We start from the raw sequence: 21060 nt of genomic DNA, 5'->3' as shown, positions 1-21060 counted from the left end.
CGACACGTAACGGATGGCACGCTATCCGTCGGATCGACAGGAGCCACACCTGTCGCGGATGGATCAGTTGGTAACGACGATCCGCGTATTTCCGGGGCCGACCTCTTTCACCAGCGAATAGAAAGTAGCGGCATTGCCGGTCGCCAGTCGAACACAACCGTGCGAGGCCGGACGACCGAGCGATTTGACATGGCCGGTGCCATGCACGGCGTAGCCGCCATAATAGAACACCGAAAACGGCATCGGCGCATTGTCGTATTTGCGCGAGCGCCACATCTTGTGAAGACGTGTCGGACGCCAACTACCGCGCGGCGTAACATATCCCTTGCGTGCTGTTGAGACTTTCCAGACATGGATGACCTGGCCGTATCTGCTGACCGTCATTGTCTGGCTGGCGACATCAACGCGAGCGACGAGACTTGCCGCTAAACTTTGGCTGATTCCGCCGAAAAGAAGTCCGCAAAACGCAGCGGCCACCAATACCGATTTTCTCATGCAACCCACCCTCATACCCACAGCGCAGCGCGCTTTTCCTTCCCCGAGCACAATTAGCATGAAGAGTTTGAGCAATTTGCCAACGTCAATTCATGCATTTGATCAATTCCTCGCGAGCAACAGCTACGAAGTGAAACCATCCATGGTTGCAGCCCGACCCGCTTGCCAAACCGCCCTTTCGCCTGCTGAAATCGGCGCATGACCGACAGACTGCTGAAGGCGGTTGCCGCGCGCCGCGACGACCTCGTGTCCCTCACCATAGACCTGATCCGTTTTCCGACGGTAAATCCGCCGGGCGAGGCCTATACGCCCTGCGCCGAATATCTGGGCGAGCGCCTGCGCCGGCAGGGTTTCGCCGTCGAATATCTGCGCGGCGTCGGCACGCCGGGCGATTCGGATCGTTATCCGCGCACCAACGTCGTCGCCCGTCTCGAAGGCCGTTCGCCCGGACCGACGGTGCATTTCAACGGCCATATCGACGTGGTCGAGCCCGGACACGACTGGACCCTCGACCCCTTTGCCGGGGTGGTGAAAGACGGGCGCGTCTATGGACGCGGCGCCTGCGACATGAAGGGCGGGCTGGCGGCGGCCATCATCGCAGCAGAAGCATATCTGGAGGTGCATCCGGATTTCCCAGGCGCCATCGAGATTTCCGGTACGGTGGACGAGGAGTCCGGCGGCTTCGGCGGCGTCGCCTACCTCGCCTCGAAAGGCTACTTCTCAAAACCGCGCGTCGACCACGTCATCATTCCCGAGCCGCTCAACAAGGACCGCATCTGCCTCGGCCACCGCGGCGTCTGGTGGGCGGAGATCGAGACCAAAGGCGAGATCGCCCACGGCTCGATGCCGTTTCTCGGCGATTGCGCCGTGCGCCACATGGGCGCTGTGCTCGACGCCTTCGAAGCAGAGCTGTTCCCGTTGCTCGACGGCAAGCGCACCAAAATGCCGGTGGTGCCGGAGGGCGCGCGGCGCTCGACGCTGAATTTGAACTCGATCCATGGTGGCCAGACCGACGACTTCAAGCCCGGTCTGCCGTCTCCCAACGTGCCGGATTCATGCCGGCTGACCATCGACCGCCGCTTCCTTCTGGAAGAGGACCTTCATGACGTGAAGCATGAGGTGGTCTCGATCCTCGACCGCTTGAAGCGCGAGCGGCCGAAATTTGACTATGCGATCCAGGACGTCATGGAAGTCCACCCGATCATGACGGACCATGACAAACCGGTGCCTTCAGCGCTGGCGCAAGGCATCCGCGCCGTCTTCGACCGCGAGCCGGATTATGTGATCTCGCCCGGTACCTATGACCAGAAGCACATCGCCCGCATCGGCCATATCTACGACTGCGTCGCCTACGGCCCCGGCATCCTCGACCTTGCCCACCGGCCCGACGAGTGGGTCGGCATCGACGACATGGTGCAGTCGGCGCAGGTCATGGCGATCGGGCTGGATTTGCTGCTGCGGGGCAAGGCCGGCTAGCCGCGCCTGGCCGTCACCGACAATTCCGGCCGCTGGTTGATCGTCTGGAACACCACGCAATAGCGCTCGGTGAGTTTCAGCAGCGAATCGATGCGATCCTGCCACCGAGACGGTCGCGCCGGAGAGCTTGAATTCCAGCGCCGTCGCCACTGCTTTCAGCGTCACACCGGCGCAGGCGACCAGCGCCTCCAGCAGCATGTCGCCGGAACAAAGCTCCAGCCCGCTGCCGCCGGTGGCCGGATGCAGGCCGGCAACCGCGATGGCCCGGCCGGTCTCCACCTTGCAGGCGATCGACTGGTCGTCGATCGAGCCTTTTGCCTTCAGCGTGATGACTGCTTTTTCCGGCGTCTCGCGATAGGCGTTCTTCAGCGGCGCCTGCTGCGCCTTCAGCGTTGCGGCATCCATGGGCGGCTCCTTCCCCAATTTGCGGATCGCTTATAGAGCATCGAAATTGCCGCCGCTCGATTTTGTCGTCGCCCGCAAGCGGACAACCGCTTGGGCCAGCAAATTGGAATCCCATTCCGCCCATCGCTGCTCCGGCAAATCGAATGCCGATTTACTCCGGCCTGAAATCAGGCTTCTATCCGCCACATCATCCGACGGAGGGAGCTTGCCGATGACACCGTGGAAGACATTTGCCGCAGCGGCGACGCTGACCGTGTTGAGCGCAAGTGCTGCTTTCGCCGCCCGCACCGACCTTGTGCTCGGCATGCCGCTGGAGCCGCCGCATCTCGACCCGACGGCGGGCGCCGCGGCCGCGATCGACGAGGTGCTCTACGCCAATGTCTTCGAGGGCCTGACCCGCATCGGCGCGTCCGGCGAGGTGCTGCCGGCACTGGCCGAAAGCTGGACGATCTCGGAGGACGGCAAGGTCTATACGTTCAAGCTGCACGCGAACGTGAAATTCCATGACGGCTCGGAATTCAACGCCGAGGACGTGAAGTTCACGCTCGACCGCGCCCGGGCGCCGGATTCGACCAACGCCCAAAAGGGCCTGTTCGCGGCGATCGACACGGTGGAGGTCGTCGACCCGGCGACGGTCAAGGTCACGCTGAAAACGCCGCAGGGCTCGTTCCTCTACAATATGGGCTGGGGCGACGCGGTGATCGTCGCACCGGAAAGTGCGGCCACCAACAAGGAAAAGCCGGTCGGCACAGGGCCGTTCAAGTTCGACAATTGGGCGAAGGGCTCGGCGATCACCATCGTCAAGAACCCCGACTACTGGGGCGAGCCGGTCGCGCTCGACCGCGCCGAGTTCCGCATCGTGCCGGATGCCGCCGCAGCCATCCCGGCGCTGCTTTCCGGCGATGTGCAGGCCTTCCCCAACATGAACGTCGGCGACGCCCTGCCGCAGGTGCAGGCCGATCCGCGCTTCAAGGTTGTGATCGGGTCGACCGAAGGCGAGACTATTCTCGCCACCAACAACAAGAAGCCGCCCTTCGACCAGTTGAAGGTGCGCCAGGCCATTGCCCACGCCATCGACCGCAAGGCGATCATCGACGGCGCCTCGTCCGGCCTCGGCACGCCGATCGGCTCGCATTTCTCGCCGGCCAACAAGGCCTATATCGACCTGACCGGCACCTATCCGCACGACATTGCCAAGGCGAAGGAACTGCTCAAGGAGGCTGGACTGGAAAACGGCTTTTCAGCCACGCTAAAGCTGCCGCCGGTGGCCTATGCCCGCGATGGCGGCCAGATCATCGCGTCGGAACTGCGCGAGATCGGCATCAATCTGGAGATCATCCCGCTCGAATGGGCCGACTGGCTGAGCCAGGTATTCACCGACAAGAACTACGACCTGTCGATCGTCTCGCACACCGAGCCCAACGACATCGATATCTACGCCCGCAAGGATTATTATTTCAATTACGACAATCCCGCCTTCGACAAGGTGATCGAGGAGTTGAATCTCACTTCCGACGACGCCAAGCGCACCGCGCTCTACCAGCAGGCGCAGAAGATTCTGGCCGACGACGCGGTGAACGGATTCCTGTTCGAACTGCCGAAGATCGGCATCTGGGACGCCAAGGTCGAGGGGTTGTGGGAGAATTCGCCGATCCAGGCGAATGATTTGACGAAGGTGAAATGGGTCGACTAGCGCCGAGGTCCCCCTCCCCCTTGAGGGGAGGGTCGGCGCGAAGCGCCGGGGTGGGGTCAGCCCGGCAGCGCGGGACATCAGAATGAACCTCGAGCACGGCCGCATGGACCCCTCCCGGCTCGCTGCGCTCGCCACCCTCCCCTCAGGGGGGAGGGAAGTGCAGGCGCCTGCATGACCGCCTACCTTACCCAGCGCATCCTCATCGCCCTCGCCACGCTTCTGGTCGCCTCGCTGGTCGTATTCGCCGTCCTTGAAATCCTGCCCGGCGATCCGGCGCGGCTGATGCTCGGCATCAACGCGACACCCGATGCAGTCGAGGCGCTGCGCGAGCAGATGGGGCTGAACCATTCGCTACCTGTCCGCTATTTCAACTGGATCGGCGGCCTGGCGACGCTCGATCTCGGCCGTTCCTACACCTATTCCGTCCCCGTCATCGACCTCGTCACCGAGCGTATCGCCGTGTCGCTGCCGCTGGCGCTGATCTCGCTGTTCCTGTCGGTGGCAATCGCCATTCCGGTCGGCGCCTTCGCGGCCGAGCGGCGCGGGCGCGCCGGCGATGCGCTATCGATGGGCGTAGCCCAGGTGGGCGTGGCCATCCCGAACTTCTGGTTCGCGCTGCTTCTGATCTACGTCTTCGCCGTCTGGCTGCGGCTGGTGCCGGCGGGCGGTTTTCCCGGCTGGAATGCCGGCATCTGGCCGGCGCTAAAGGCGCTGCTGCTGCCGGCCGTCGCGCTGGCGCTGCCACAGGCAGCGATCCTGTCGCGCGTCACCCGTTCCGCTCTGATCGAGGTGCTCGGCGAAGATTATATCCGCACCGCGCGGGCAAAAGGCTTGCCGTTCGGCGTGGTGTTGTGGCGGCATGCGCTGCGCAATGCGCTGATCCCGGTGCTCACCATCGTCGGCCTGCAATTCTCCTTCCTGCTCGCCGGCACCATCATCATCGAGAACGTTTTTTACCTCCCCGGCCTCGGCCGGCTGGTGTTCCAGGCGATCACCCAGCGCGACCTGATCGTCGTCGAGGGCGTGGTGATGCTGCTGGTCGCCACTGTCATTGCTGTCAATCTGCTGGTCGACCTGTCCTATGCGCTGGTCGATCCGCGACTGAGGGCGCGGTGATGGGCGGCCTATCCAGCATTCCAGCACAGGACGGTTTTTCCGGCTTTATAGCCCGCGCGCTAGCCAGCCGCTCCTTTGTCATCGGCTTCGTCATCACCGCGCTGATCGCACTGATGGCGCTGCTCTCGTTTTTCTGGACGCCCTACGACGTAACCAGACTGGTGGTCGCCGACCGCATGCTGCCGCCGTCGGCAACACACCTCTTCGGTACCGACCAGTTCGGCCGCGACGTGCTGTCGATGATCATGGTCGGTTCGCGCAACTCGATCGCCGTGGCGCTGGTCGCGGTCGGCATCGGCATGGGCTTCGGCGTGCCGCTCGGCTGCCTGGCGGCGGCGCGCGGCGGCTGGCTGGACGAGATCGTGATGCGCTTCAACGACCTCGTCTTCGCCTTCCCGGCGCTGCTGTCGGCCGTCATGATCACGGCGGTATTCGGGCCGGGCGCCGTCAACGCCATCATCGCCATCGGCATCTTCAACATACCGGTGTTCGCGCGCGTGGCACGCGCGGGCGCGCTCGCCATCTGGCCGCGCGAATTCATCCTCGCGGCGCGCGCCGCCGGCAAGGGCAAGACGCGCATCACGGTCGAGCACATATTGCCCAACATCGCGACCATGCTGCTGGTGCAGGGCACGATCCAGTTCGCGCTCGGCATTCTGGCGGAGGCCGGCCTGTCCTATGTCGGGCTGGGCGCGCAGCCGCCGATGCCGAGCTGGGGCCGCATGCTGTTCGACGCGCAGACCCGAATGATGGTGATGCCGTCGCTGGCGCTGTTCCCGGGCCTCGCCATCATCATCACCGTGCTCGGGCTGAACCTGCTCGGCGACGGCGTCAGCGACGCGCTCGACCCGAAACTGAGGCGGCGGCAATGAGCCTGCTCGCCATCGAGAACCTGTCGCTGTCGATCGGCGACACCGAAATCCTGAAGGACGTGGACCTTGGGATCGAGCCCGGCGAGGTTCTGGGGCTGGTCGGCGAATCCGGCTCCGGCAAGTCGATGACGGCGCTCGCAATCATGCAGTTGCTGCCGCAAGGCGCGCGGACGCAGGGCAGCATAAAGCTCAACGGCGCCGACATACTGGGCACCGCCGAAGAAGCCATGTGCCGGCTCCGCGGCAACGATATCGGCATGGTGTTTCAGGAGCCGATGACGGCGCTCAATCCGGTCAAGACCATCGGCGAGCAGGTGGCGGAAGGTATCCGCTGGCATGCGGGCGTCGGCCGCGCCGAGGCGGAACAGCGCGCAGCAAAAATGCTCGACCGCGTCGGCCTGCCACGCGAAAAATTTCCGCTGTCGCGTTATCCGCACCAGCTATCCGGCGGCCAGCGCCAGCGCGTCGTCATCGCCATCGCCTGCGCGCTGAAGCCGAAGCTGCTGATCGCCGACGAGCCCACCACCGCGCTGGATGTGGTGTTGCAGGCGCAAATTCTCGAACTGCTGCGCGAGCTGGTCGCCGAGAACCAAATGGGCCTGCTGCTCATCTCGCACGACCTCGCCGTGGTGACCGAGATGTCCGACCGCATCGCCATCATGCGCGGCGGCGAGATTCTGGAGACCGGCGAGACCGCGCGTACGCTGTCGGCGCAGCAGCATCCCTACACGCGCCAGTTGGCGCTGGCCTCGATGCACGTGCCGGAGGGACGCACGAATAGCCCCTTCTCCCCGTTCACGGGGAGAATGTCCCGGCAGGGGGATGAGGGGCTAGCGCCCAAAACTGACAGGCTCGCGCCGCCCCTCATCCGGCCCTTCGGGCCACCTTCTCCCCGTGAACGGGGAGAAGGGACTCCCCTCCTCGAAGTCTCCTCCCTCACCCGCGACTATTCCGCCGACCGCCCTTCCCTCTTCGCCAGGGCAAAAACCTTCCGCGCCGTCGACGACGTGTCGTTCAGCCTTGCGCCGGGCCGCTCGGTCGCGCTGGTCGGCCGCTCGGGTTGCGGAAAATCGACGCTGGCGCGGCTGGTGCTGGCGCTGGACAAGGCGACCTCCGGAACAATCCGCTTCATGGGCGAGGAGATCACCAGCCGCAGCGAGGCCGAGCTCAGGCCAGCGCGGCGCAACATGCAGGTGGTGTTCCAGGACCCCTACGGCTCGTTCGACCCGCGCCACAAGGTCGAGCGCCTTGTCGCCGAGCCGCTGTCGCTGCTGGAACCGGCGCCAGACGCGCTGAAGCGGCGGGAACTGGTGGCGCACGCTCTGCACCAGGTCGGGCTGAAGCCGCACGACATGCAGAAATATCCGCACGAATTCTCCGGCGGCCAGCGCCAGCGCCTGTCGATCGCCCGCGCCATCATCACGCGGCCGAAACTGGTGGTGGCCGACGAGGCCGTCTCGGCGCTCGACGTGTCGATCCGCGCCCAGATCCTTGACCTTTTCGCCGAGCTCAACCGAAAACTCGGCATCGCCTATCTGTTCATCACCCACGATTTGACGGTCGCCCGCGCAATAACCGACGAGGTGCTGGTCATGCATGAGGGAAAGATCGTCGAGCGCGGCGCCACCACCGACGTGCTGGATAATCCGCAGTCCGATGCGGCGAAGGCCCTGGTCGAAGCCGCGCCCGACCTGCGCCGGGCGATTTCGCGAAAACTGCGCGAGCAAGGCTGAATGGCGATGCCGGGCGTCCAAGCTCACTATTGCTGTGAGCGCACCACATCCACCGGGCTCAAGCCCAGAACCTCCAGCGTGCGGCGCAGCAGCCGCACTTCCTTCTCGGCCAACCGCGAATCCGCCTTGGCGATTTCGGCCATGTGGCGCGCCAGGAGCTTGCGGCGGTCGACGTCGAGGTCCTGGAACAACGACAGCGCCTGCGCGCCGCTGGTCTCGTAGCCGAAATCGTTGAGGAACTCGACCACGCCGTCGATGCTGTCCTCGCCGATGCCGAAGGCGTCGCGGCAGATGTGGCGAAAAGTCTCCAGCTCTTTTTCGCTGACCTCGCCGTCGGCCAGGATCATGCGGAACAGAAGCAGCAGTTCGGCCGACAGCGCCGGATCATCCGCCACCTTGCGCACGCCGGGGTCGCCCTCGAACATGTTTCTGAACCGTGACAGAAGTCCCTGCGACATTCGAATTCCCCTGCATGTCTGCACAGCCGGCCGTCGATCCGACAAACGGATCGCACCGCCGACGGCTACCTCTCCGCATCCTTCGTAGCGCGAAATCCGCCTTGCGCAAACTGCCGCCTTATGGTCGAACGCGCCGAGCCGAAAGCCTTGCCCTTGTTCGACCTTCCCACCGAAATCGTCCTGCTGCTGGCAGCCGCCGCCTTCTCGGCCGGCTTCATCGATTCGATTGCCGGCGGCGGCGGGCTGATCGCCGTTCCCGCGCTGCTGCTCGCCGGCTTCTCGCCGGTCGAAGCGCTCGGCACCAACAAGCTGCAGGGACTGTTCGGCACGGGCGCCGCTACCTTGACCTATGCGTCGAAGGGTCAGGTGGATCTGCGAAAGCAGGCGCCGATGGCGCTTATGGCGTTCGGCGGCGGCGCGTTGGGGGCCGTGCTCGCCAGCGTTCTGCCAGGCGACCTGCTGCGCATCGTGATCCCCTTCGTACTGATCGCCATCGCACTGTTCTTCGCGCTGAAGCCGAACATGGACGATGTCGACCGCGCCGAGCGCCTGCGCCCATTCCTGTTTGGGCTGATGGTGGTGCCGGCGATCGGCTTCTACGACGGCGTCTTCGGTCCGGGCGCCGGCTCCTTCTACATGCTCGCCTTCGTGACGCTCGCCGGCTACGGCGTGCTGAAGGCCACCGCCCACACCAAGCTGCTGAATTTCGGCTCCAATGTCGGCGGCTTCGCCGTTTTCGCGCTCGCCGGCGCGATCGACTGGAAGATCGGGCTGATGATGGCCGCCATGCAGATTCTTGGCGCGCGTCTCGGCGCCGGGCTGGCGGTGAAAATCGGCGCGCGGCTTATAAAACCGCTGCTGGTGGTCACCTGCGTGGCGCTCGCCATCCGCCTGCTCGCTGATCCCGCCCATCCGCTGCGGCTGATGCTCGGGTTTTGAGACGGATAGTCCGAAAGGCGCAGATTTAGCGATCCTTTTATCTCTGCGGTTACCGTATGATCAGAAAGGCCGCTTGTCTTGCATGGAGCCGGCGGCCGTTCAGTGAATTCTTTGCAATCTTCGCGTTTGATCGCCCGTGATCTGCTTGGGGTGAGCGCGATGAGTTATCTTTTCAGTTTTAAAGGCCGTTTCGGACGTCTTCAGTGGTGGTCCGTGCAGTTGATCATCGGCGTGCTGCTGATCAGCTTCTTCGCTGCTCTCGGCGGCAGCCTGTCCTCGCTGGGCGAGGATGCGATCGCGGCACTGGCCCGCGAGCAAGGCCTGACGTTCCTGCTGTCCTTCTTCGTGCTTTTCGTTTTCTGCTGCTGGATCAACATAGCCGCGACGGTGAAACGCTATCACGATCGCGACAAGTCCGGCTTCTGGTTCCTGGTCGTCTTCATTCCGTTCATCGGCGGCATCTGGCAACTGGTCGAATGCGGTTTCCTGAGCGGGACGGGCGGCGGGAACAGCTACGGCCAGCGAAGGGAACTCGACGTATCGTTCCTCGACGATCCGGAATTGAGGGGCGACCGCCCGAGCCGCAGCATGAAGGCGGAGCGTAACGTCGAGCCTCCGCGAGCTGCGGCGCCGGCCGTTGCCCGCCAGTCGTCGGGCCTGACGCGTCCGAAGCCGGCGGGCTTTGGCAGGCGCGGCCTGTAGGAGCCGTGCAGCGGACAGACGCGGGCGGTCGTCGTCCTCGCAGCAGGCGCTCTATTTTTGACGCTGCCGCCACAGCTTGCTAGCCTGCGGACATGTCTTCGCCGGCCTTGCCCGACGCGCGTCCGTTCGAGATGGTCGAAAGCCGTCCGGGTGGCCTGCTGCGCGGCATCGTCACGCGTATCACCGGCTACCGCGAGACGGCGCGAAAACATATCCGCATGCGCGAGACCGCATCTCTGACAGTGCCGCTGATCATCAGCTTCGGCGAGCCGTTTTCCATCGGCCTCGGCCGCGATCCCACCGAAGCCGACCGCATCGCCAGCTTCGCGGCCGGCCTTTACGCCGGTCCGGTGCTCATCGAATCCTTCGGCGCGTCGCATTGCCTGCAGATCGATTTTTCGCCGCTCGGCGCGCGGCGGTTCTTCAAGTTCCCGATGCATGAACTCGCCGACCGCATGGTGCTACTGGACGATGTGCTCGGCAACGAAGGCGCCGCGCTGCGCGAGCGCCTCGGCAACACGCCGGATTGGGACACGCGCTTCGCGCTTGCCATCGATTTCGTTGCCTCGCGCATCGGCGCCGGCAAAACCCCGTCAGCTGAGATCCGCGAAGCCTACGCCCGGATCGACGCTTCGGGCGGGCAGGTTTCCGTGTCGCGGCTTGCCGTCGGGGCCGGCTGGACCCGCAAACATCTCGCCGACCGCTTCAACGCCGAGATCGGCCTTGGGCCGAAATCGATCGCCCGCATCGTCCGTTTCAACCGCGCACTGGCAGCGGCGCGTGCCGGTGGCGAAGACTGGGCGGACATCGCCGCCGGCTGCGGTTATGCCGACCAGGCGCATCTTACCCGCGAGTTCCAGGCGCTGGCCGGCATCTCGCCGGCAGCCTGGCGCGCAGAGACCGCCGCCTGACGTTACATTCCTTCAAGACCCGGCAACTGATCCGCTCCATTGTGGCTTACCAAAACAGGTGAACCACAGGAGGAAGATATGGCCGACAAGGCAATCGAACCGCCCCGCATCTACCCGACCTTCCGCTATCGCGACGCGGCAAACATGATCGACTGGCTGGAAAAAGCGTTCGGTTTCGCCGTCCACGCCAAATACATGGATGGCGACACCGTCGCCCATGCGCAGATGACGTTCGGCTCGTCGATGATCATGCTGGGCAGCGTGCGCGACGACCCATATGGCGCGATGGTCGGCGGACCCGGCGAGAATGCCGGCAAGAGCGTCTATGTTGCGGTGGAGGACACCGACGCCGCCTACGAAAGGGCCAAGGCGGCTGGAGCGAAAATCCTGGAAGAACCGACCGACCGCGACTATGGCAGCCGCGACTTCATATGCGCCGACCCGGAGGGTAATGTCTGGTCCTTCGGCACCTATTGGCCGAAGCCGACCGACAGGGCTTGAGCGCGATGACCGCCCCCCTCGCCCCGATCGCGCTCGGCCCGGATGAAGGCCGCGCCTATGCGATGCCGGCGATGCGCGCAGTCTTCAAGGCCGACGGCGCCGAGACCGGCGAGCGCTATTCGATCTCCGAATGGTGGGTCGAGCCGCGCAGCGACGGTCCCGGCACCCACAGCCACGAGGCCAATGACGAGATCTTCTACGTCATCGAAGGCACCGCCGTGCTGCTGGTCGGCGACCGCTGGATCGACGCGCCACGCGGCTCGTTCTTCTTCATCCCGGCCGGCACGACGCACGACTTCGCCAACCGCTCGGATGCGCGGATGGGTTTGTTCAACGTGTTCGTGCCGGGAGGGTTCGAGAAGAACATGCGGTCGATCGTTCAGTGGTTCGAGGAGAACGGCTGAATTGCTTGATGACTAGGTGGCGGCTGCAGCCGCCTTGGCGGAATCGAAGAGGTCAATCATCGAGACGGCCTTGCCGTCCTTGAATTCCCACAGGTTGGAAATACGGCACTCTGCCGTCTTGCCGGTTTTCTTGTGCTTGAAAGCGCATTTTCCGAACATCGCGATTTTGTCGCCCTGCTCGACAAACGTCTCCGGCGTATAGTGAACCATCTCCCACTCGTCGAAGATTCCTGTGAGATAGGCAACCGAAGCCGCCTTCGAGTTGCAATCCACGGCAAAGGATAGCCCCGGGGTCGTCTCCTCGACACTGGCAATGCGGAAATCATCAGCCATAAGGGCCTGCAGCGGACCCAGATTGGCTGTCGTCTCGCTCTTGTTCCATGCAGCGTAGGCGGCCTTCAAATTCTCCAGGTTCTTACTGCCAGACATCACTAGCCTCCCAAGTTGTTACAAGCTTATCTTGATCTCAATGCTTGAGCCTCGCAAGTCATGTTATATTGCTTATATCGGATACTTCTGGCGGCGTTACCGCGCCAGCCCAAAGATTGCGTCGCAATCCAGATGCTCTTCCAGCCGCGCCGCGATCTCGTCCAGCGCGCGCTCAACCTCTGCGCGGTAGTCGATGCCGCCGCCCTTCACGCCCAGGCTTTCCAGGAACCGGTCGCGAAAAAGATCGGCGGAAAACAAGCCGTGCATGTAGGTGCCGAACACCTTTCCGTCCGCCGAGGTGGCGCCATCCTCGACGCCATCGATTACGGTCGAAGGCCTGAGGCAGTCGGGTCCGAAGGTGCGTCCGAGATGGATTTCGTAGCCTGAGAGCGGCGCGTCGAAGGCAAGAGACCGGGCGGTCACGTTGCGCACCGTCTTTTCCGGCTCCATCACCGTCTCGATGTCGAGCAGGCCGAGGCCCGGCGTCTCGCGCACGCTGCCTTCGATGCCGTCGGGATCGCGGACCACGCGGCCGAGCATCTGAAAGCCGCCGCAGATGCCGACGACATGGCCGCCGCGCCGGCGGTGAGCCGCGAGGTCATCGTCCCAGCCATTCCGGCGGAATTCGATCAGGTCGGCGATCGTCGATTTCGAGCCGGGGATGACCACCAGCCCGGCATCCGCCGGCAACCGCTCACCAGGCGGGACGAACACCACCTCCACCTGCGGCTCGGCCTTCAACGGGTCGAGATCGTCGAAATTGGCAATGCGCGAAAGGATCGGCACCGCCACCTTCAGCGCCCGCCGCTCGCCTGCTGCAAGCCGTTCCAGCACCACCGAATCCTCGGACGGCAGCATGGCGGCCGCCTTCAGCCACGGTACGACGCCAAAGCACCGCCAGCCGGAGAATTTTTCGATTGCCTTGATCCCGTCGTCGAACAGCGAGGCATCGCCGCGGAACTTGTTGATGAGGTAGCCGGCGATCATTTTCCGGTCCTCGTCCGGCAGGATCAGATGCGTGCCGGCGACCGACGCGATGACCCCGCCGCGGTCGATGTCGCCGACCAGGATGACGGGTACGTCCGCACGGGTGGCGAAACCCATATTGGCGATGTCGCGCGGCCGAAGGTTGATCTCGGCCGGCGAGCCCGCCCCCTCGACGATGACAAGATCGGCGCCCTCCCCGACCTTTCGCCAGGAATCCATGACGGCGTCCATCAGTGTCGGCTTCAGCGCCTGGTAGTCGCGGGCCTTCGCCTGCCCGTACATCTTTCCCTGCACAATGATCTGCGAACCGATGTCGCTCTGCGGTTTCAGAAGCACCGGATTCATGTGGACGGAGGGCGCGACGCCGCAGGCGATCGCCTGCAGCCATTGCGCGCGGCCGATCTCGCCACCACCGGTATCGCCGGAAATGTCGGCGACCGCGGCGTTGTTCGACATGTTCTGCGGCTTGAAGGGTTTTACCTTCAGCCCTCGCCTTAGCGCCGCGCGGCAGAGGCCGGCGACCAGAACCGTCTTGCCGACATCCGAGCCGGTTCCCTGCAGCATGATCGCCCGCGCCATGCTCAGCGGCCTCCGCCGATGACGGAGCGTTGCGCCAGCGGCCCGCCGCGCCAAAGATAGATGGCAAGCAGCGGTTCGTCGCCGGTGCGCATGGCGTGGTTGACGTTGGAGGGATGGTGAATGACCTCGCCCGCCGCGCGCACCACGAAACCGCTGTCGCCTTTGCGCCATTCGGTCCCGCCGATCAGCGGAATGTAGATTTCTTCCGCGATGTGATGATGGTCGGGATAGACGATGTGCGGACCGAGGATGAGAAAACCGGCGGCGATTTCGTCGTGGGCGAAATGCCCGCGCGTGCCGAGCACTTCCAGCCAGCCGTAATTGTCGATGAAGGTCTGGCCGAAATCGGTCGCCGTGTAGGTCTGGCCCCAGTTGAGATGATCCCTGTCGCGAGCGAGCCTGGCCACCAGTGCCCTGCCCGGCTCCGGCGCTGTGTCCAGAATCCTGTCGAGATGACCGAGGCATGGCAGCAGTTTCGGCGTCAGCGTCCGCTCCGCCATCGGATTATCGATGCCGGTCAAAAACCTCGGCGGCACCACCTCTGACATCTCGGCCAGATAGGCCCGGAAAGCCCGGAGCAGACTTGCGGCAGTCGTCGTCACGCAAACCTCGATCTACAAATTTCGCACAACCGATGCGCGGCCTGATCGGTTGCGCGGCGGCATCATTGGTCTAGATTGCCGGCAAGGCATAGCCAAAAACGTCGGGAGGACGCCCATGGACGCCAGCTTCGATCCAGCCGCCACCCAGTTCGACCTGAACGAAGACCAGCGTGCGATCAAGGAGATGGCGCAAGCCTTCGCCGCCGACCGCGTCGCGCCCAACGCGCTCGACTGGGACAGGAACAAGCATTTCCCCGCCGACGTGATCCGCGAAACCGGTCCGCTCGGCTTCGGCGGCATCTATGTGCGCGACGATGTCGGCGGGTCGGGGCTGAAGCGGCTGGATGCCGTGCTGGTGTTCGAGGCGCTGTCTCACGCCTGCCCGGGTTTCGCCTCCTTCATCTCCATCCACAATATGGGCGCCTGGATGATCGACCGGTTCGGCAGCGAGGAACAGCGCCGGCGCTTTCTGCCAAAACTGACGTCGATGGAGTGGCTTGCCAGCTATTGCCTCACCGAGCCCGGTTCGGGCTCCGACGCGGCTGCGCTGAAGACCCGAGCCGCGCGCGACGGCGACCACTATGTACTCAACGGCACAAAACAGTTCATCTCCGGCGCCGGCGACAGCGACATCTATGTCGTGATGGTCCGCACCGGCGCCGACGGGCCGAAGGGTATCTCGACGCTCGTCGTCGAGAAGGGCACGCCCGGCCTTTCCTTCGGCGCGGTCGAGAGCAAGATGGGCTGGCATATGCAGTCCACCCGTCAGGTGATCTTTTCCGATTGCCGCGTGCCGGTGGCGAATCGGCTCTCGGAGGAAGGCGCTGGCTTCTCCATCGCTATGGCCGGCCTCGACGGCGGCCGGCTGAACATCGGCGCTTGCTCGCTCGGCGGCGCGCAGTCGGCGCTCGACAAGGCGGTGGCCTACGCCGGCGAGCGAAAGGCCTTCGGCAAGGCGATCCGCGAATTCCAGGCGCTGCAATTCAAGCTGGCCGACATGGAAACCGAACTGCAGGCAGCCCGCGTCTTCCTCTACGCCGCCGCGTCGAAACTCGACGCGAAAAGCCCGGAAGCCGGCAAATGGTCGGCGATGGCGAAACGTTTCGTCACCGATATCGGCTTCCAGGTCGCCAACGACGCGCTACAGGTGCATGGCGGCTACGGCTATCTCCACGACTACGGCGTCGAGAAACTGGTGCGCGATCTGCGCGTCCACCAGATTCTTGAGGGCACCAACGAGATCATGCGGATGATCGTGGCGCGGTCGTTGGTAGGAAAATAGGGCAGTCGGGAATAGGCAGTCGGCAGCAGGAATAGAATAAAGTCGATCCTCTTTCAGCCACCGGCTGCCGGCTCCCTCGGTCTTCCCCGCCTGTTTCTTATTTCCCGACTGCCTATTGCCCACTGCCTACTGCCGATTGACCAAGTCCCCGCCGCCATTCAGGAGCACCCACCAATGACCACCATCGCATTCATCGGCCTCGGAAATATGGGCAACCCGATGGCAGCAAACCTCGTCAAGGCCGGGCACGCGGTGCAGGGATTCGATCTCCTGCCGGACAACCTCGCGACAGCGAAAGAACACGGCGTGACCATCATGGCCAACGCCCATGCGGCCGTGAAGGATGCCGATATCGTCATCACCATGCTGCCGGCTGGAAAACATGTCGTCTCGGTCTACGAGGACATCGTGCCCAAGGTTGCGGACGGCACGCTCTTAATCGACAGTTCGACCATCGACATCGAATCGGCGCGCAAGGCGCACAGCATCGCGGCGCGGCGCGGCCTGCTTTCGGTCGACGCGCCGGTCTCCGGCGGCACCGGCGGAGCTGTTGCCGGCACGCTGACCTTCATGGCGGGCGGCAGCAACGAAGCCTTTTCCAAAGCCGAGCCGGTGCTGAAGCCAATGGCCGGCCGCATCGTTCATTGCGGTGACGCAGGCACCGGCCAGGCCGCAAAAATCTGCAACAACATGATCCTCGGCATCTCGATGATCGGCGTCGCCGAGGCTTTCGTGCTGGCCGAAAAGATCGGGCTGACCCACCAGGCGCTGTTCGACGTCGCCTCCACCTCGTCCGGCCAGTGCTGGTCGCTGACCACCTACTGCCCGGTCCCCGGCCCAGTGCCGGCCTCGCCGGCCAATCGCGACTACAAGCCCGGCTTCGCCGCGGCACTCATGCTGAAGGATTTGAAGCTGGCGCAGGAGGCCGCGCAATCCTCCGGCGTCGCCACGCCGCTCGGCGCCCAGGCGGCGCAGCTCTATGCGCTGTTCTCCGGGCTCGGCCATGCCGGCGATGATTTTTCCGGCATCATCCGCATGCTGCGCGGTGACGTTGGGTAATCTCGAAATCGCTCCTGTTAAGGCCGAAAATCCGCATGTTTAGGTTTGCTTAAGCTCTCGCTAACCCTGCAGTAAGATTGTCCGGTTACAAACAACTCAGAACGGTCCTCGCAGCCGCTCTCACGCTCCGGATCAGGTATTGCGTACCGGAGCCGTCATCTTCGCAGTGTAATGCGTCGCGAAGGCCATGCGTATTTTGGCAAGACCGCGCCCTTTCGTTCAACGAAAGGCGCGGTTTTTGCGCTTGGCGCGAAAGGTTCGGATTACGGACTTGGCCGGCACTCGAAGATCGGCTGTCCGATGCTTCGCATCAGGCCTTGCGCGCACTCAGCCGGCGGTAGTTGGCCTTGATCGTCCTACCCGCCGGCTTCAAGGCAGCGTGCAGCGCCTGTTCGGCGGCAACGCCGTTCAGCATCGACGGCGTCCTACCGGACAACAGTTCCGGCCAGAAACGCATCGCCGCGCCCGCCACCGACATTTGCGCCGCGGCCATGCCCTGCGCGACCGCCATGCCTTTTTCGGTCACTGCCCGCATGGTCTCCACACCGTCGGCTCCGGCATGCGCCTCGCCAGCGAGCAGCGGCATGCGCATCCACATCACAATCGGCGCCAGCATCAGGCTGGACGCAAGATCGGCGGCACTGCGGAGATTTCCCGCGCGGCGTCTGGCCATGATGGATTATCCCTCAAGAAAGTTCGTCAAACACATGAATAGTCAGCGGAAAATCGAACGTCCGCTCAGTCGTGCGGCTGGAATTGCACATCGACCGGAGGACGCAACGCATTGGCCAGCCGATTGGTTTCATTGGCCATGCCGACCACCGAAAGCACTTCCATGAACTGCTCTTCCGTCATGCCCTTGGCGCGCGCGCCGGCCGTGTGAGAATAGGTGCAGTATTCGCAGCCATTGGTGGCCGAAACGGCGATGTAGATCAATTCCTTGGTCAGCGGGTCGAGCGCGCCGGGCGCCATCACCTGCTTGATCGAGTCCCAGGTGCGCTTCAGCAGCGCCGGGTCATGCGCCAGCACCTTCCAGAAATTATTGACCCAATCGGACTTCCGCGTTTCCATGATGTCATCATAGACGGCCCGCACCTCGGCGCCCGCCATCTCGTATTCCACCAGTGCGACCAGCGCCTTGCCCGACATTCGCTTTTCTCCGTCCAGAGATGTTTTGGGGCGGAACCGGCGGTCCGCCCCCTTGAGATTTCAATCCTGTTTCGCGGTTACGCCGCCTTGCTCAAATCCGCCAGCGCCAGATCCAGCGCTTTTGCGATCCGGTCGCCTGCCATATCGACCGTCTCGCGTGTCCACATGATCGGCGGCGACAGGATCATCGTGTCGCCGGTCGCCCGCATCATCATGCCTAACGCGATCGCATGGTCGCGGATGATGACGGCGGCACTTCCGGCGGGCAGGAAGCGTTCGCGCGTCGCCTTGTCCTTGACGATCTCGATCGCCCCCATCAGGCCGATGCTGCGGACCTCGCCGACCAGCGGATGACCGGCCACCCGCTCCGCCAGCATTTTTGCGAAATACGGCCCGGTGTCGTCGCGAACCCGCTCGACCAGCCCTTCCCGCTCGATGATCTCCAGATTGGCAAGCCCAACCGCGCAGGCCACGGGATGCCCGGAATAGGTGTAGCCGTGATGGAACTCGCCACCCTTCTCCTCCAGCACGCCGGCAATGCGGTCGCCGACCAGCAAAGCCGACAGCGGCAGGTAGCCGGAGGTCAACGCCTTGGCGGTGGTGATCGTGTCGGGCTCGACCCCATACGTCTCCGCCGCGAACCAGTTGCCGGTGCGCCCGTAGCCGGTGATCACCTCGTCGAGCATCAGGAGCACATCGTATTTGCGGCAGATGCGCTGCACCTCCGGCCAGTAGCTCGCCGGCGGTATTTTTACCCCACCCGCCCCCATCACCGGCTCGCCGATAAAGGCGGCGACCTTGTCCGCTCCGGCTTCCAGGATGGCGTCCTCGACAGCCTTGGCCGCCCGCAGGCCGAAATCACGGTCGCTCTCGCCGGGCAGCGCCAGTTCGAAGGCATAGGGCATCATCACATGCACGATGTTGGGCACCGCGCCGCCGAGTTGCCCGTGCATCAGATCCATGCCGCCGAGCGACGTGCCGGCGATGGTCGAGCCGTGATAGGCGTTCTTGCGCGAAATGATGCGGTTCTTCTCGGGCTTGCCTTCCAGCGCCCAATAGTGGCGCACCAGCCGGAGCGCCGTGTCGTTGGATTCCGATCCTGACGAGCCGAAGAACACCTGGTTGACGCCTTTTGGCGCGAGTTCGGCGATCTTTTTTGCGAGCAGGATCGGCGTCGGCGTCGAGCAGCGGAAGAAGGCGTTGTAGTAGGGCAACTCCTTCATCTGCTTGTAGGCGGCCTCAGCCAGTTCGTCGCGGCCGTAGCCGACATTGACGCACCACAGGCCGGCCATGCCGTCCAATATCGCGTTGCCTTCGGAATCGTAGATGAACGGCCCGTCGGCCCGCACGATCATGCGGCTGCCGGCGGCGCGCAGTTCCTTGTGGTCGGTGAACGGATGCAGATGGTGCGCGGCGTCGATCTGCTGCAACTGCTTCAGCGAATAGTTCTGATAAGTCATCGGTTTGCCCTCTTGTCTTCATTCAATCCGGCGGGAGCCGGGACGAATTCAGCGACGCGAGGCGGGCGGCGAATAGCCGATGCGGGCGCAGAGACGCAGCAACTCGGCATGCACCGTGCGCGACGACGGCGTCACGGCAATGTTCGGCGCTGCGGATCTGGCCCTGACCATGCGGCGACACTAGACGAGATAGCGCATAGCCTTCAAGTCAGGCCGTCGCACGCCGTCTTGCAATCGCTGCGAGGATGCCCGCCGCCAGGGCGCCGCACAGCAAGGCCAGCGCCAGCGGCAGGCCCTGCATGCCGATCAGGTCCATGACCGTGCCGGTGAGCGGCGGTCCGGCGATGCCGCCGGTGCCCCAGGCGAGCGCGAAAGCCGCGTTGCCGGTCATCAGCATGGAGCCGGAGAATTTCTCGCCGAGCTGGATCAGGCTCATTGTGTAGATGCCGAAAGCGACGGCGCCCCAGACGAAGGCCACCGGCCAGATCAGCAATGTGGGGAGCAGCACCGGCAGCAGCGCGCAGCCGACACCGGCAAAGACGGCGCAGAACAGCATGACGCGCGTCGCGCCAAGCCGCTCGGCCAGCGCGCCGAGCGGGATCTGCAAGGCGACATTGCCGGCGATGAAAACGGTCAGCAGCGTGGCGATCCGCTGTTCGGAACTGCCGTGAGCCTCGCCATAGACCGAAAACAGCGCCAGTAGCCCCTGCTCGAACGCCGCTGCGGTGAACACCGCGAAGATCAGCAGCGGCGCGACCAGGACGAAGCCGGCGACCGAGGTGGGCTGTTTCTCGTCCTGCATCTCGGGCATGCGCGGCAGCACGGCTATGAGGATCGCACCGCATAGCGCGAAGGCGGCAACGCCGACGAGGAACGGCGGCCAGCCCTCGGTGCCGACCAGCGCCAGCGTCAGCGGACCGATGGCAAAACCCGCCGACACGATCGAGGCGTAGATGCCCATCAGCCGGCCGCGTTTCGCGGGAGGCGCCATGGCAATCATCCACGTCTCGCTGATGACGTAGAGCGGGTTGGCGGCGAAGCCGAGCAGGAAGCGCAGGGGAAACCACGCCCAGACGTCCTGCCACGCAGCGATGGCCACAAGCAGCAGGGCGGCGGACGCCGCGCAGGCAAGCGCCAGCCGGCCCGAGCCGAATTGCCGCGACATGGCCGGGATGACGAATGAGGAAACGATGAAGCCGAGCGGCGTCATCGCCGCCGAGACGCCGATCAGCGCCGGCGATATGCCCTGCCGCTGCAGGATGAAGCTGAGCAGCGGATAGGAGAGCCCCTGGCTGATCGCGAACACCGCCACCGTCGCGATGATGCCGGCGATGGCAGCGACGTCGGATGTTTCGGTCGTTGGCGGATTTTCTGCCGTCATGAATCGGGCTGGCGTTCCGGTGAGTTGGAAGGCGTCTCCTTGCCATGCCTGCCAGACAAACGCACTGCGGCAGGCGGTCGATTTTCGCTCCGCCAGGCGCCGACTTCACCCGTTCGACGAGGGGTGGTGGATCAAACTGCCCGGAACCGAGAGGGCCAGGCTGTTTTGGCCGGCTTCGGCGACGGACGCGCAACGCTGCTCGCAGACAGCACGGATCGGTGCCAAAGGGCGGAAAAATCCGCGCCGGCCATCGATCTTTGGCTTTTCAGGTTTGGGGGTGACGCATCAGGACGTGTCGCGGCGCCTCGGCGGCTCCAGCGCGTAGAACGCCATGGCATTGGCGTGCGCCAGAATCTCGTCGACCTCGCGGATGTTCTTGCGTTTCGGAACATCCGGATCGAAACGCGGCAATCTTCCGCCGGGCGGA

General features: G+C 64.2%; 22 protein-coding genes and 1 pseudogene. 12 read left to right on the top strand and 11 right to left on the bottom strand.

The annotated features are described in order from the left end of the window. Positions 1–63: 63 nt before the first annotated feature. On the bottom strand, positions 64–495 hold the full coding sequence (locus tag ACH196_RS30695) for a L,D-transpeptidase (protein ID WP_396650649.1): 432 nt from the start codon (positions 493–495) through the stop codon (positions 64–66). A 198-nt stretch (positions 496–693) separates the two neighbouring features. Here ACH196_RS30695 and ACH196_RS30690 point away from each other — a divergent pair, with 198 nt between their 5' ends. Further along, positions 694–1971: an acetylornithine deacetylase/succinyl-diaminopimelate desuccinylase family protein gene (locus tag ACH196_RS30690; protein WP_396650648.1), complete on the top strand. Its 1278-nt coding sequence runs from the start codon at positions 694–696 to the stop codon at positions 1969–1971. Here the strand turns inward: ACH196_RS30690 and ACH196_RS30685 are convergent. Continuing rightward, positions 1968–2376 (bottom strand): annotated as a pseudogene (locus ACH196_RS30685) (OsmC family protein). The gene ACH196_RS30690 and the pseudogene ACH196_RS30685 overlap by 4 nt on opposite strands. A gap of 211 nt (positions 2377–2587) precedes the next feature. On the opposite strand from ACH196_RS30685, the gene ACH196_RS30680 reads away from it, so the two are divergent. The 4 genes from ACH196_RS30680 to ACH196_RS30665 all read left to right on the top strand — a co-directional run bounded on the left by ACH196_RS30680 (position 2588) and on the right by ACH196_RS30665 (position 7790). Then, positions 2588–4069: an ABC transporter substrate-binding protein gene (locus ACH196_RS30680; protein ID WP_396650647.1), complete on the top strand. Its 1482-nt coding sequence runs from the start codon at positions 2588–2590 to the stop codon at positions 4067–4069. Positions 4070–4240: 171 nt separating this feature from the next. Next, positions 4241–5185 carry an ABC transporter permease gene (locus tag ACH196_RS30675; RefSeq protein ID WP_396650646.1) on the top strand — a complete coding sequence of 315 codons (945 nt, stop codon included), beginning with the start codon at positions 4241–4243 and terminating at the stop codon, positions 5183–5185. Continuing rightward, positions 5185–6057, top strand: coding sequence for an ABC transporter permease (locus ACH196_RS30670; RefSeq protein ID WP_396650645.1), 873 nt, complete (start codon positions 5185–5187; stop codon positions 6055–6057). Before ACH196_RS30675 ends, ACH196_RS30670 begins: the two co-directional genes overlap by 1 nt. Beyond that, positions 6054–7790 carry an ABC transporter ATP-binding protein gene (locus ACH196_RS30665; protein WP_396650644.1) on the top strand — a complete coding sequence of 579 codons (1737 nt, stop codon included), beginning with the start codon at positions 6054–6056 and terminating at the stop codon, positions 7788–7790. Before ACH196_RS30670 ends, ACH196_RS30665 begins: the two co-directional genes overlap by 4 nt. A 26-nt stretch (positions 7791–7816) precedes the next feature. Here ACH196_RS30665 and ACH196_RS30660 read toward each other — a convergent pair whose 3' ends face one another. After that, complete coding sequence (locus ACH196_RS30660) at positions 7817–8248, bottom strand: TerB family tellurite resistance protein (RefSeq protein WP_396650643.1); 432 nt, start codon at positions 8246–8248, stop codon at positions 7817–7819. A gap of 120 nt (positions 8249–8368) precedes the next feature. Here ACH196_RS30660 and ACH196_RS30655 point away from each other — a divergent pair, with 120 nt between their 5' ends. From ACH196_RS30655 to ACH196_RS30635, 5 genes are all read left to right on the top strand, one after another. After that, complete coding sequence (locus ACH196_RS30655; protein WP_396650642.1) at positions 8369–9187, top strand: TSUP family transporter; 819 nt, start codon at positions 8369–8371, stop codon at positions 9185–9187. Between the two features lie 159 nt (positions 9188–9346). Beyond that, entirely contained in the window at positions 9347–9889 is a 543-nt protein-coding gene (locus ACH196_RS30650) for a DUF805 domain-containing protein (RefSeq protein WP_396650641.1), read from the top strand. A gap of 92 nt (positions 9890–9981) precedes the next feature. Continuing rightward, the gene (locus ACH196_RS30645) at positions 9982–10800 is read left to right on the top strand and encodes a helix-turn-helix domain-containing protein (RefSeq protein WP_396650640.1); all 819 of its coding nucleotides are present in this window, start codon (positions 9982–9984) and stop codon (positions 10798–10800) included. Positions 10801–10878: 78 nt separating this feature from the next. Then, positions 10879–11301 (top strand): VOC family protein, encoded by a 423-nt coding sequence (locus ACH196_RS30640; RefSeq protein ID WP_396650639.1) that lies wholly within the window; start codon positions 10879–10881, stop codon positions 11299–11301. Positions 11302–11306: 5 nt separating this feature from the next. After that, positions 11307–11705, top strand: a complete 399-nt coding sequence (locus ACH196_RS30635) for a cupin domain-containing protein (RefSeq protein ID WP_396650638.1) — start codon at positions 11307–11309, stop codon at positions 11703–11705. 12 nt (positions 11706–11717) lie between these two features. Here ACH196_RS30635 and ACH196_RS30630 read toward each other — a convergent pair whose 3' ends face one another. The 3 genes from ACH196_RS30630 to ACH196_RS30620 form a co-directional block, all read right to left on the bottom strand. After that, positions 11718–12107, bottom strand: a complete 390-nt coding sequence (locus ACH196_RS30630; RefSeq protein WP_396650637.1) for a nuclear transport factor 2 family protein — start codon at positions 12105–12107, stop codon at positions 11718–11720. A gap of 123 nt (positions 12108–12230) precedes the next feature. Next, on the bottom strand, positions 12231–13700 hold the full coding sequence (locus ACH196_RS30625; RefSeq protein WP_396650636.1) for a cobyric acid synthase: 1470 nt from the start codon (positions 13698–13700) through the stop codon (positions 12231–12233). Between the two features lie 2 nt (positions 13701–13702). Next, positions 13703–14302 carry a dimethylsulfonioproprionate lyase family protein gene (locus ACH196_RS30620; RefSeq protein WP_396650635.1) on the bottom strand — a complete coding sequence of 200 codons (600 nt, stop codon included), beginning with the start codon at positions 14300–14302 and terminating at the stop codon, positions 13703–13705. A gap of 115 nt (positions 14303–14417) precedes the next feature. On the opposite strand from ACH196_RS30620, the gene ACH196_RS30615 reads away from it, so the two are divergent. Both ACH196_RS30615 and mmsB read left to right on the top strand, forming a co-directional pair. Then, positions 14418–15584: an isobutyryl-CoA dehydrogenase gene (locus ACH196_RS30615; RefSeq protein WP_396650634.1), complete on the top strand. Its 1167-nt coding sequence runs from the start codon at positions 14418–14420 to the stop codon at positions 15582–15584. A gap of 174 nt (positions 15585–15758) precedes the next feature. Beyond that, positions 15759–16643, top strand: coding sequence for a 3-hydroxyisobutyrate dehydrogenase (mmsB, locus tag ACH196_RS30610; RefSeq protein ID WP_396650633.1), 885 nt, complete (start codon positions 15759–15761; stop codon positions 16641–16643). 310 nt (positions 16644–16953) lie between these two features. Here the strand turns inward: mmsB and ACH196_RS30605 are convergent, their stop codons facing one another. From ACH196_RS30605 to ACH196_RS30585, 5 genes are all read right to left on the bottom strand, one after another. Next, positions 16954–17316 (bottom strand): hypothetical protein, encoded by a 363-nt coding sequence (locus ACH196_RS30605; RefSeq protein ID WP_396650632.1) that lies wholly within the window; start codon positions 17314–17316, stop codon positions 16954–16956. 65 nt (positions 17317–17381) lie between these two features. Continuing rightward, positions 17382–17792, bottom strand: a complete 411-nt coding sequence (locus ACH196_RS30600; protein WP_396650631.1) for a carboxymuconolactone decarboxylase family protein — start codon at positions 17790–17792, stop codon at positions 17382–17384. A gap of 77 nt (positions 17793–17869) precedes the next feature. Continuing rightward, a complete protein-coding gene (locus tag ACH196_RS30595) occupies positions 17870–19252 on the bottom strand; it encodes an aspartate aminotransferase family protein (RefSeq protein ID WP_396650630.1) in 1383 nt (460 codons plus the stop codon). A gap of 48 nt (positions 19253–19300) precedes the next feature. Continuing rightward, on the bottom strand, positions 19301–19423 hold the full coding sequence (locus tag ACH196_RS30590; protein ID WP_396650629.1) for a capsid protein: 123 nt from the start codon (positions 19421–19423) through the stop codon (positions 19301–19303). Between the two features lie 37 nt (positions 19424–19460). Then, positions 19461–20633 carry an MFS transporter gene (locus ACH196_RS30585; RefSeq protein WP_396650628.1) on the bottom strand — a complete coding sequence of 391 codons (1173 nt, stop codon included), beginning with the start codon at positions 20631–20633 and terminating at the stop codon, positions 19461–19463. Positions 20634–21060: the final 427 nt, after the last annotated feature.

The organism is Mesorhizobium sp. IMUNJ 23232, from assembly GCF_044326205.1.
Classification (GTDB): Bacteria; Pseudomonadota; Alphaproteobacteria; order Rhizobiales; family Rhizobiaceae; genus Kumtagia.
This window is presented reverse-complemented; position numbering and strand designations above follow the sequence as displayed.